This is a genomic window from Neobacillus soli NBRC 102451, from assembly GCF_001591665.1.
Classification (GTDB): Bacteria; Bacillota; Bacilli; order Bacillales; family Cytobacillaceae; genus Neobacillus; species Neobacillus soli.
In genome coordinates this window covers 1-12422 of record NZ_BCVI01000098.1, presented here as the reverse complement: position 1 = coordinate 12422, position 12422 = coordinate 1, and the positions used below count along the sequence as shown (strand labels likewise).

Here is a 12422-nt window from a genome sequence, read left to right as displayed (position 1 = left end):
AAAAAGGAAGCAACTGTTGATCAGTTGTTTCAAGCAGCAAAGGCGATCACTGTTTTGTGCAACGACACGCTAAACAAAGTCGAACGCAATGACAGTACTGAAATTTTAGCTTAATGATTCGGCTTGGTGAAATCTAAATGATGGGAGGTGAAGGAAATGGCAAAAACATTAGAATTGCAATTCGGCACGGAGTTTGGCAAGACAGCACGCATTACAGTCGATAATCCAAAAGAGCCGATTGATGAGGAAGTCGTGAAATTATCGATGGAGCAAATTATTGCATCTGGAGTTTTCACAACCGGCAGCGGCAAGTTGGCCACTGCAAAAGGAGCAAGAGTCATCGACCGCAATGTAACTGATTACGAACTTGTTTAATACGAAAGAGGCCGGATTCGCGATGAAGCCGGCCTTTTCTTTCCAACTCATTTAATATAGCAAGGAGCGAATACTCGTGGAAGAAGTCATTTCATTCATCAGCCAGGTCGGATTCCCGATCGTTGTGACCCTCTATCTGCTTTATCGAATTGAGTCTAAGCTGGATATGGTGGTCCAATCGATACAGGAGTTGCCCGGCCGTATGAAGGCCTAATCACAGAAACAAACATTTCGCAGCAATTAAAGGATCACCCTGCCCATATCAACGCAAGGTGGTTCTCTTGTGAGGTGTTTTTCCCTATCCAAATGGATCACACCAAAAGGGATACTAACTGGCAGACTTCTTAATAACTATCGGCCTTTTTATAGCAGATCAGACAAATTTCTCCCCATTTCCCCATATAAAATGACCATTCAAACGTTTAATTAAAAACCCAATAAACCTTGATATATAAACCTTTGAGCACCTTAACCTTAAAAAATATTGGCGAATGCCCTTTTGAAAAATAACAGATTTCTAGTCCTCCCGACCATATCTCCCCTTAACAGGTAAATTCCAACCATATTCCCCTCCTGAAGAAACTAACCAAACGTTTAATTAAATTCGCTAGAGGCCCTGTCATGTCAGGCTTTCATTCCATAATTGGAAAAAAAGATTGTCGGGGGAATTGGCCGGAATCACATAAAAATAAGCAATGCAGCCCTTCAAAAGGACATGTTCCTCATAACCACTCATTCTTTGACTAATTTCCCGCTATCTCAACACTAATTAAACGTTTGGTTAAAACCGCCGCTAACCCTATTAGATTAGGATTTGTTCTTCCCCATGTGAAAAAAACTTGTTGAACAATGCCATGAAAATGGGCTGAAACTAAAACAAAATGGCCATTCCCTTTCCAGAGCGGAGGTCTGACCCCAAAATTCTCCGCTAATTTAGGGTTACTGCCCTTCGGTTACTGCGAATTCTGTCACTATACATTAAAATAATAGGCAGTTGTTTTCTTCCTTTTCGGATAAAATAAAAAAGCCACTCTTTTTTAGAGCAGCTTGGGTTATTTAATCTGATTGACTCCATTCCATCCATCCACCACAATAGAGTCTTTATCGTATAAACTTTTTTCAACATCACTTCTTGTAGATAGATAGTTTGATTTTAAGGCCAGTGGGTCAGTCCCCCAGCACCTCAATCCAACGAGGGACCTACCCTAAAATTTAGTTAATAAATCGCATCTTCCTTTTTCTTCAAGGAATGCGCTGCAGCTGATACACCCGCGAGTTTTCCAAACACGGCCCCAGACATGAGACCGGAACCACCAGGGTAATTTTCGTAGAATATTCCACCTATCATTTCTCCAGCTGCATAAAGCCCTTCTATCGCTTCCTCGTTTGCATTTAATACTTCTCCATTTTCACTTGTATGAATTCCTCCGAATGTAAAAGTAATACCACAGGTTACAGGATAAGCATAAAATGGAGCTTTCTCTAGTCGTAATGCCCAATTAGTCTTTGGTGGAGTAATACCCTCTGTCCCTTTATGATCTTTCACGGATGGATCGTATTTTCCCTCTTGCACTGCAGCATTGTACTCGTAAATAGTCTCTAGAAATTGGGACTTGTTGACCGGTAAATAATCTGCTAGCTCCTCTAGCGTATTGGCTTTAAATACCGTAGCTTCGTCTAATTTGTACTCTTTTCGTAACATAGGATAGTTCTGTTCATCAAATACTTGAAATGCTGTGTGATCAGGCTGTTTTAATACTTCTTTGCCATATTTAGCATACGTATAATTTCTGAAATCTGCTCCTTCATCCACAAATCGCTTTCCATCCTTGTTTAAGATCAATCCAAGTGGGAAAGATGACTTTTTGAATATATCACCTGGTTTATTAAAATCTCCCACTTTAGGCGCATTGTAATCCGTTCCAATAGAATGACACCCAGACCAATCACCGTATTTTTGAGCACCAACAGCTAAGGCCATCGTATGACCGTCTCCTATATTAAACTCGGTCCCTCTGACAATAGCGGACTTCCACTCTTCCCCGATATACTTTGCTCGCATTTCTCTATTAGCTTCGAAGCCTCCACAAGCCAGTACCACACTTCCACTTTTAACAGTAACCTCTTCCCCAGCCTTATTAACGACCGCCCCGCTAATATGATTATTTTTATTAGTGAGCAGGCGGATTGCTTGAGATTCATACCATATATCTATTCCTAATTCTTCCGCTCTTTGATTTAATTGCTTAATCAGCCCAACACCCTTATTATAGGTTTTTACTGGCAAGCCGCCCCAAAAATGCCGGGTTCCCTCTTTTTCGAATAATTGATTTTCATTTAATTCAAAACCAACTCCATTATTTTTCATCCATACAATGGTTTCATAGGATTTGGATACTAATTGGGATGCCAAAGTGGAATCACTTTTTCCTTCTGTTACCTTCATAATATCAGCATAATAATCACTTTCTTCATAGGTTGGAATATTAATATGCTTGGCTTCTTCATCGGTAATGCTCGGAATAATTTCTCTAATAGCATCTAACCCCTTATAGGCAAAACGTATGGCACCATCCGTAAAGAAAGAGTTACCACCTCTTTTATGGAATGGGGCTTTTTCAAGTATTAATACATTTGCTCCGTTTTCCTTTGCGGAAATTGCCGCGCATAATGCTGCATTTCCAGCACCAACCACCACTACATCATAACTCACAATATTATTAGCCATTAGATGATCCCTCCATCAAAGTTTCTTTATAACTATTCTAAGGCGGAAATATCGATAAATAAAATATTGAAATTCTATTTATCTTAATAAAATTTCTTTATAGATATGTTAATATAGTAGTAGACTAAATATTCAGGAAATGGTGTGAATAAAATGGACGAGAAAGACTGGAGAATACTTACTACTATCCATCAAGATCGTAATATTACAAAGGCAGCCGAGCGATTATACATATCTCAACCGGCTTTAACTTATCGAGTTAAACAATTGGAAGAGGAATTTAAAGTGAAAATACTATTAAGGGGGAAAAAGGGAGTAGACTTTACAACCGAGGGTGAATATCTTGTCAATTATGCAACTCAAATGTTGACTGACTTAAGAAAAGCAAAAGAACATCTCGAAAATATGGACAACAGAATTAAAGGAACCTTGAGATTAGGTGTATCAAGTATTTTTGCGCGTTATGAGCTGCCTGAAATCATAAAAGGTTTCTTAAAGATGTATCCGGACGTTGAAATTATTTTAAAAACAGGGTGGAGCCTAGATATTAATCATATGATGCAGAAAGAAGAAACACATGTTGGGATTGTAAGGGGAGATTATAACTGGCAAGGGAACAAGGCCTTGCTTAGTGAAGAGGGTGTGTATATCGTTTCTAAAGATAAAATTGAATTGAATGAACTCCCCTATCTACCAAGAATAAACTATGAAACAGACAACTCCCTAAAAATGTTAACTGATAATTGGTGGCAAGAAACCTATAATATTCCCCCAAATTACACTATGGATGTAGACCGAATCGATACTTGCAGGGAAATGGTCATACATGGTCTTGGTTATGCAATATTACCTGATATCTGTATAAAGAAATTTGATAACCTATATAAAATGAAAATTACCTCACCCAATAACAGCGAAAGTTACTCCCGAAAAACATGGCTAATTTATAGAGAAAATGCACTGGATCTATCCATCGTCAAAGCATTTGTCGGATTTATACGCGCACTGCCAAGGTGAAAATAAAGTAAGTAAAATAAAGCAAAATCCGCATAGGAAATAGTCTCCCTGCGGATTTTGCTAATTAACTATCCAAAAGTAACGGATTGCCAGTGACTTATTAAATATATACCGGCAAATTATAGATTACTTTTATAACCTCATCACACACTTGTTCTGTCGTTGAATTCCCACCTAAATCCGGTGTTTTTATATCACTCTCTTCCAACACCCTCCAAATGGCTTCATCTAAAATTGTAGATGCTTGAAGTGAACTTTTGTCATTATACCTTTTACCTAACCAATTCAACAGCATTTGAACTGAGAGAAGAAGAGCGACTGGATTAGCTATCCCCTTTCCGGCTATTGAGGGGGCGGAGCCATGTGCAGCCTGTGCAACAGCGAAGTTCTCCCCCTCATTTAGACTAGGAGCGATGCCTAATCCCCCAACTAGCCCAGCTGCTTCATCAGAAAGTATATCCCCAAACATATTCGTGGTAACGATGACATCATATTTTTCCGGATGAAGAATCAAATACATAGCAAATGCGTCTATATGATAATCATCTAAGGAAATATGGGAATATTGTTCCTTAACCTTATTACATTCTTCTAGAAACAGTCCACACCCTTTTTTTAATACATTCGCTTTGTGAACAACAGATACTAACTGTTTCCTATTTCTTTCATCTGCTAAACGAAAGGCAACCTGAGCTACATTACGGCTTGCTTTTCTCGTTACTAGGCGTAAAGAAAGTACTGTGTCCTTGTCCGGCATAAACTCGCTTGGAGCATTAATCATGTTACGATCAGCATACATACCTTCCGTATTTTCGCGAACTATAACAAAATCTACATCTTGAAATTTACTTGAAGGAATAGAACGGATAGGACGAATATTTGCATACAAATTAAAATTCTTTCTTATCTTTGCACTAGGATTCGGCATGTTACTTCCCTCATAAAGGTGTGTAGAAAGAGGGCCTAAAATTAGCCCATCACATTCTTTTAACATTACATTTGTTTTTTCCGGATAAGTAGACCCATATTTTTCATACGCCTCTAATCCCGCTAATAAATCTATATATTCAACTATATTTGTCCCTATTCTTTTTTCTAAATTTCGAATGACATTAAGTGAACATTCTACAATTTCCGGGCCAATGCCATCCCCTTTAATAACACCTAATTTATACATGGATGATTACCCCCATTACCGGATTAAAATGACATTTTATTTGGCAGCCATAAAGAAAGACTTGGGAATACCATCATGATGATAAGGCACACAACCATCAATAAAATAAATACTGCACTACCTTTAAATACTTCACTTAAATTTTCCTTGGCGATGCCGCTAATAACAAATAAATTTAATCCTACTGGTGGTGTAATTTGGGCAATTTCCATGTTTATAATCATCACAATAGCGAAATGATATGGATTAATCCCTACAGAAAGCATAATCGGCAATAACAAAGGTAGTGTAATCAACATAATGGAGGAAGACTCCAAGAACATTCCTAGAATTAGAAATAGGATTGCTGTTGCAATGAAAAATGTTGTTTTCCCAAGAAAGTCACTTGACAACATAGCATTTGCTATTGTTTGTGGAATTTGCTCCTGTGTCATATATAATGAAAATACGGAAGCAGCTGCAATGATCAGCATAATCATGGAGCTTACTCCTATAGAATCTTTTAAAATTTGGTGCCAGTTATTTAAGCTGGTTTCTTTATAAATAAATAGCGACACAATTAGGGAATAAACACATGCAATAATGGCAGCCTCCGATGGGGTTGTCGCCCCGCTGTATATACACCCTAGAATTAAGATAGGAAGAAAGGCGCCCCATGAAGCTTTACTTAAGGAGGACCGTCTTTTAGCCCAAGTTGCCTTTTCTAATCTGCCATATCCTTTCTTTTTCGCATAAATTACCGCGTAAATAATAAGCATCAAGGTAAGGAACATCCCTGGTATAACTCCTGCGATAAATAACTTTCCTATTGATTGCTCGGTTACTACTCCATAAACAATCAAGGGAATACTAGGTGGAATAAGTATACCTAAAGTGCCCGATGCCGCTACAAGTCCCATTGCATACCGTTTATTATATCCAGCATCCACCATAGCAGGAATCATGATGGATCCAACAGCTGCTGCTGTAGCAGGGCTCGATCCACTAATCGCAGCAAAGAAAGTACAAGCTAATATAGTAACAACCGATAACCCCCCAGACAAATGGCCAACCCATGCCCTAAGAGCGTCTATTAAATATTTAGAAATTCCACCTTTAGCCATAATTGCACCAGCAAGAACAAAACCTGGAATAGCTACCAATGTAGTAGAATTTAATGCGGTAAACATTTTGTGAGGGATTGTCCAAGTGGTAAATGTACCTGTTAGCCAAAACATTATAATTGATGCTCCAACTAAGGCAATGGCTATAGGTATCCTAAATAGAATAAGGAATGTAAATGAACTAAAAAGCGCTGCTATATTCATTTTGATCCTCCTCTAAATTTAATTTCCTTTCTACTCCCGTTTCTTTTCTACTACTCCATACCTCATAAATATTTCCTATGAAACGTACCATAAATAAAATACCGGATATGGGAATGACAAAATAATAAAAGCCGAGCGGAATCCCTGTATCCATAGATGTTTGGCCTGATTCAAAGGCATTCTTTATAAGCTCTATTCCCCCCCACGTGAAGAAGAGACAAAATATCACGCCAATTATATTTGCAAAATAGTCAATTTTCCTTTGTAAAAATTGGGGGAGAAGTGTATATAAGATATCTACACTAATATGATGTTTATCCCTAAGAGCGACGGACATACCCAACAGGATTCCCCAAGTAACCATTACGGCAGAGATTTCAGTAATCCATGTTGTTGGTGAGTTGAATATATATCGCATGATAACTTCATAGAATATAAGGGCGAGTCCTCCTATCAAAAACACACCTGAAAAGATATCTTCAAATAATGAGTAGCGTTTGTTCCATTTATTCATATAACAACCTCCGCTTTCAATGTCTAAGTGGATATAACATATATCCCAGCAGCTAGAAGGCTGCGCTTTATTTTGAATATAGGCACGACTTTTAAACTATTACGGCTAAAGTCCCGCCTTGTAATGCCTATCAATTCAAAATATTCACATTACTGATTTGACTCCTTGGCCTTTTGTAAAATATCCGAATCCATTTCTTTACTCCACTTATCAGTAACTGGCTGCAACTTTTTAATAAATTCATTACGTTCATCATCAGTTAATTCATGAATATTGACTTTACCGCTTTGTTTAATTTTTTCCATAGCTTCTTTTTCGTATTTATCTTCCAATTCACGTCCTGTTTTTGTAGATTCTTTTATAGCTTCATTTAGAAGATCCTTCGTTTTGTCATTTAATTTATTCCACCACGATTTATTTGCTAGAAGAACATATTCTGACCGTGCATGTGATGATAATGTCATATACTTTTGTACTTCTGTATACTTTTGGGATTCAAAATTAATTAAACTATTTTCTTGACCATCAACTGTTCCTAATTGAAGTGCCTGATATGTCTCGTTGAAGGCAATTTTTGCAGAACCTGCTCCCAATGTTTTATAGACATCATTAATGATCTCCCCACCATGTGTTCTAACCTTCAATCCTTTTAAATCTTCGGGGGCTTTAATTTCCCTTTTGTTATTTGTTACATGTTTAAACCCATTTGGCCAAAAATCAAGCCCGATCATTCCAGCCGAATCTACCTTGCTTAATAATTTCTTACCGCCCTCTCCATCTTCGAAACTGTATAAAGCTTTATGGTCTTTAAACATAAAAGGCAAATCAAAGATTTCGAATGATTTGTTAAACCCACCTATCTTCGCTGCGGACGGGGCAATAATTTGTACATTATTTGCTTGGAGGGCCTCTATTTCATCATTATCACCATATAATTGCCCGGATGGATATACTTTTACTGTAATAGTATGATCACTTTTGGATTCAACTATTTCTTTAAATTTAATTGCTGATTGGCCTTTAGGAGTATCCTCAGCAGCTACATGCGATAATTTAATCTCCATTTTTTGGTACCCATTGGAGGAGACATCAGCAGAGGCGTCTTTTTCCCCCGAACATCCAGTAAGTGCCAAAGTAAGTGTTAGCAGCGTAGCTGAAGCAATGCTTAAATATGAAAATCTTTTTCTCATCCTTTTTCCTCCTCGTATATTCATTTTTTCGATATAAGAAAACGCTTACCGCATTCCTTAAGGCAATCCTTAACCGAATTGATATGGTTTTCATTATACAAATAGTGAAAACATTTGGGAAATTAATTTTTTTTATTTGTATCTATAAAACAAATTTATCGATTTGGTTAAATAACATATATTTTCTTAATTATAAAATTTATTTATTAAGAATAATAAAAAACGAATATTTTTTTTATAAAAAAAATCCAACTAAAATAAAAGCAATTAATTTTGTTAAAGAGGTCATTTAAAGCATTTAAGATTTTATAAAGGAGGGAATTAATTATGAGCAGCTTTCTCAAAAGATACAGAATACCCACAGTCATTATAAGGGGGGGAACAAGTAAAGGCTTAATACTGCGGACCATTGACCTTCCGACTATTGAAAGACTAAGAGACCAAGTTATTTTGAGAATTTACGGAAGCCCTGATTCAAGTCAAATTGATGGATTAGGGGGAGGGACCTCATTAACCAGTAAGTTGGCATTAGTAAGTCCGGCTTCACGGATAGATGCAGATATTGATTATACTTTCGGCCAGGTAAGTATTGAAAAAAGTGTAATAGATTATAGAGCTACTTGCGGAAATATGGCTGCCGCAGTGGGTCTTTATGCGGCGGAAGAAGGATATGTAAGATTAACTGAGCCCGTTACTAGGGTTCGAATATATAATACTAATACAAAAAGAATTATTGTTGCTGAAATCCCTGTTGCAAATGGGCAAATCAAATATGAGGGTGAATATAAAATTGATGGGGTTCCAGGCACATCCCCAAAAATTATGTTAAATTTCAACGATTCCGGTGGTGCATTCACAGGAAATACTTTGCCTACATCAAATGTTGTCGATACAATCCGCTTACCTAATGGGCAAGAATTTCACGTAACGATTGTCGATTCTGTCAATCCAGTTGTGTTTGTTAAAGCAAGTGAAGTGGGAGCAGCAGGGATCGAACTGCCTAATGAATTAAATAAAAATAACCATTTATTAAATCTACTAGAAAAGATTCGGATTGAGGCTGGTATAATTTCCGGTATTTTAAAAAAGGGCGAAAATATTACTCCCGCAAGTCATGCACTCCCTAAAATTGCTTTTGTCACACAACCAATGGATTATTCAAATACTAACAATGAATATATCCAAAAAGAAAACATTGACATTACATCCAGATACATATCAATGGGGACTTTACATAGAGCATATGCTGTAAGCGGAGCCATTGCCTTAGCCACGGCCTGCCAAATTCCTGGTACGATCCCTAATAAAATTGTATCTTCCTTGGGGAATGTTATTCGGATTGGGCATCCCTCCGGAATTATTTATACTGAGGCAACTGTTCAGAAGGAAGGAAATAATTGGAACGTGTCTCGAGCCGCAATAGGGAGAACTGCAAGAAGAATTATGGATGGATATGCATATGTACCTAGCACCATATTTTCATCTGACCAATCAAATGCAATAAAAAAGGAAAAAAGCTTTAATTGATTATCCCACTAGCTTAGAATCGGTAACAGTTTTTGTTGATGAAATTAACTAAGTAAGATCGAAATTCGGTGGTAACATGCACCCGAATGATGAATTTTTGAAAAAGAACTCTAAATGGGTTCTTTTTTAGTTTCTACCGAAATTTAGGAGGGGGACAAAATAGCGGTATACGAAGCAATAAACATGCTCTTTCAAATTGGCATTTCCTTAAAAAAATAAATCATTTGATTCAAAAATTATTGAAATAAATGAAATCATTTATTATAATTGTTACTAATTTAGGAATAGCGTAAATATTTTTAAATCATTTATCACATTAACGAACTGAAGGAGGAACACCGGTGAATGTAAATCCACGTCCAGAACCAGCTTTAGAAGGAAAAAAGAAAAAAACGTTTAAACAGCCGGATGCCTATGTGCTTATGTTTGTAATTGCACTGATTGCGGCTATTGCCTCTTATTTAATCCCGGCAGGTGCATTTAAGAGAGTAGAAAATGGGGGCATAACTTCTGTCATACCGGGCAGCTATCACAGTATTGAGCAAACGCCCATAAGCTTTATTCAATTCTTTTCAGCCATACCAGAAGGAATGGCCGCCTCAGCTTCAATTATCTTTTTAGTTCTCTTTACAGGTGGTACACTTGCGATTCTGGAAAAAACCGGTGCCGTCAATAGTCTAATCCATTCGGTTGTTGATAAGTTTAAAACCAAGCAATTATTATTTATTGCCGTAGTTGGCCTATTATTCTCTCTCTTAGGAACGACCGGGATTGTTGTGAACTCTGTTATCGGCTTTATTCCGCTTGGCTTAATTGTTGCAAGGGCTCTTAAATGGGACGCCATGGTTGGGGCTGCCATTATTTATTTAGGTGCTTATTCAGGATTTAACTCCACCATTTTATCGCCTACTCCTTTAGGGGTTGCGCAAAAGATGGCTGAACTTCCAATGTTCTCAGGAATGGGCCTCCGGGTTGCAAACTATTTAGCCTTCACGTTAGCAACCATTGCCTACCTCTACTTTTACACTAAAAGATTACAGAAAACTAAAAAAAGTCTGTTAGGTGATGAGTGGTTTCCGGACAAAAATATTCAGGCAACGAATCCAGAGAAACTTACCTTTCATTGGAAGCATAAACTGATATTAGCGGTTGCGGCATTATCACTGATTGGATATGTGTTTGGAGCCTTTAAACTGGGCTGGACTGATTTGGAAATGGCAGCTGTCTTTATTTTTATTGCTATTGCAGCAGGAATAATTGGCGGCATGAAGATTAACGATATTGCCAAAACCTTTATCGGCGGCTGTCAAAAGCTGATATATGGTGCCCTCATTGTTGGGATGGCAAGATCGATATCGATTGTCTTACAAGACGGGAATCTGCTAGATACCATCGTTAATTCACTTGCCAATTTATTGCAAGGATTAAACCCCTTATTTGGCGCCGTTGGAATGTATATTTTAAGTGCCTTCATCCATTTCTTTATCTCATCCGGAAGCGGAGAAGCCGTTGTCTTAGTACCGATTCTTACGCCGCTTGCTGACTTAATGCATATTACACGGCAGGTTATGATCCAAGCCATCATGCTCGGTGAAGGTGTGGTAAACTGCTTTAACCCAACATCCGGCGTATTAATGGGGGTTTTAGCAGCGAGCGGTATTCCTTATACAAAATGGGTACGATTCATACTGCCTTTAGTGGCCATCTGGTTTATAATTGGACTCATCACGATTGTTATCGGAGTTTTAATCAACTGGGGACCATTTTAATAAAAATTGAGGGTGTATTATGAATTATTACGACCGCACAAAAGAAAGCTATCCTACTTTAACGAAAGGCTTAAAAAAAATCGCAGAAGCCCTGCTGGCAAATCCAATTATGTTTGCCACCTATTCTGCGAAGAAAAATGCGGAAACGCTGGATGTAAGTGAGACAATGGTGGTCCGATTTTGCAAAGCGATTGGCTATCACGGCTATAGTGAATTGCAGCTGGACGTCCAGCATTCCCTGCTTTCGTTAAAATTGGATTCCGATGAGCTTTTTAAAAAAAGTGAGAATTCATTTGAAAGTATTATGAATGTAGATGCGCAAAACATTCTGCAAGCATCATCCAATATCGACTGGAGTATAGTAGAACAAGTGGTTGAAACGTTAATCAAAGCAAAAGAAATAAAAGTTGCAGGATATTATCATTCTTTTTCTTACGCACACTGGTTTTCGTTTATTCTTAATAGTTTATTAACAAACGTATCACTATACCGCCCGGAAACGGATACCGGAATTATGAAAAAAGGGATAGAGCATTGTGTCGTAATTTTCTCCTTTTACCGATACGCCATTGACTCAATCAGAATTGCGGAAGAAGCAAAGGAAAACGGGAATACAGTAATCATCATTACCGACTCGGTTCTCTCACCCATTAGTCATTTAGGAGACTATGTGCTGTCAATCCAAATCGCGCAAAAGTCCATGCTGGAAAAGAGTCCTGTTACCTTTTCCCTTTTAAATGCGATTCTTCTTCATCTTGCGAAAAAAATTGAAAAAGTAGAATTAGTGAATCCGATTAAAAAATATTACATTAAGTAAG

At 37.6% G+C, this 12422-nt stretch carries 12 protein-coding genes; 7 read left to right on the top strand and 5 right to left on the bottom strand.

Going from position 1 to position 12422, the window contains the following annotated elements:
• The 3 genes from BSO02S_RS28740 to BSO02S_RS25310 form a co-directional block, all read left to right on the top strand.
• A partial coding sequence (locus BSO02S_RS28740; protein WP_501193489.1) for a DUF1659 domain-containing protein occupies window positions 1–114 on the top strand: 114 nt, incomplete at its 5' end.
• Window positions 115–156: 42 nt separating this feature from the next.
• Complete coding sequence (locus BSO02S_RS25315; protein ID WP_066074632.1) at window positions 157–375, top strand: DUF2922 domain-containing protein; 219 nt, start codon at window positions 157–159, stop codon at window positions 373–375.
• A 76-nt stretch (window positions 376–451) separates the two neighbouring features.
• The gene (locus tag BSO02S_RS25310; RefSeq protein WP_066074629.1) at window positions 452–589 is read left to right on the top strand and encodes a YvrJ family protein; all 138 of its coding nucleotides are present in this window, start codon (window positions 452–454) and stop codon (window positions 587–589) included.
• A 1002-nt stretch (window positions 590–1591) separates the two neighbouring features.
• Here the strand turns inward: BSO02S_RS25310 and tcuA are convergent.
• A complete protein-coding gene (gene tcuA / locus BSO02S_RS25305) occupies window positions 1592–3103 on the bottom strand; it encodes an FAD-dependent tricarballylate dehydrogenase TcuA (RefSeq protein ID WP_066074626.1) in 1512 nt (503 codons plus the stop codon).
• A 153-nt stretch (window positions 3104–3256) separates the two neighbouring features.
• Between tcuA and BSO02S_RS25300 the strand changes: the two genes are divergently transcribed.
• The gene (locus tag BSO02S_RS25300) at window positions 3257–4120 is read left to right on the top strand and encodes a LysR family transcriptional regulator (protein ID WP_066074623.1); all 864 of its coding nucleotides are present in this window, start codon (window positions 3257–3259) and stop codon (window positions 4118–4120) included.
• A 100-nt stretch (window positions 4121–4220) separates the two neighbouring features.
• Here the strand turns inward: BSO02S_RS25300 and BSO02S_RS25295 are convergent, their stop codons facing one another.
• From BSO02S_RS25295 to BSO02S_RS25280, 4 genes are all read right to left on the bottom strand, one after another.
• On the bottom strand, window positions 4221–5297 hold the full coding sequence (locus BSO02S_RS25295; protein WP_066074620.1) for an isocitrate/isopropylmalate dehydrogenase family protein: 1077 nt from the start codon (window positions 5295–5297) through the stop codon (window positions 4221–4223).
• A gap of 23 nt (window positions 5298–5320) precedes the next feature.
• A complete protein-coding gene (locus BSO02S_RS25290) occupies window positions 5321–6604 on the bottom strand; it encodes a TRAP transporter large permease (protein WP_066074617.1) in 1284 nt (427 codons plus the stop codon).
• Window positions 6582–7118, bottom strand: a complete 537-nt coding sequence (locus BSO02S_RS25285; RefSeq protein WP_066074615.1) for a TRAP transporter small permease — start codon at window positions 7116–7118, stop codon at window positions 6582–6584. Before BSO02S_RS25285 ends, BSO02S_RS25290 begins: the two co-directional genes overlap by 23 nt.
• A gap of 149 nt (window positions 7119–7267) precedes the next feature.
• Complete coding sequence (locus BSO02S_RS25280; RefSeq protein WP_066074612.1) at window positions 7268–8308, bottom strand: DctP family TRAP transporter solute-binding subunit; 1041 nt, start codon at window positions 8306–8308, stop codon at window positions 7268–7270.
• 327 nt (window positions 8309–8635) lie between these two features.
• Here BSO02S_RS25280 and BSO02S_RS25270 point away from each other — a divergent pair, with 327 nt between their 5' ends.
• The 3 genes from BSO02S_RS25270 (at window position 8636) to BSO02S_RS25260 (ending at window position 12421) form a co-directional block, all read left to right on the top strand.
• Window positions 8636–9835, top strand: coding sequence for a 2-methylaconitate cis-trans isomerase PrpF family protein (locus BSO02S_RS25270; RefSeq protein ID WP_066074606.1), 1200 nt, complete (start codon window positions 8636–8638; stop codon window positions 9833–9835).
• Between the two features lie 341 nt (window positions 9836–10176).
• Entirely contained in the window at window positions 10177–11604 is a 1428-nt protein-coding gene (locus BSO02S_RS25265) for a YfcC family protein (protein WP_066074603.1), read from the top strand.
• Window positions 11605–11623: 19 nt separating this feature from the next.
• Complete coding sequence (locus tag BSO02S_RS25260) at window positions 11624–12421, top strand: MurR/RpiR family transcriptional regulator (RefSeq protein ID WP_066074600.1); 798 nt, start codon at window positions 11624–11626, stop codon at window positions 12419–12421.
• Window position 12422: the final 1 nt, after the last annotated feature.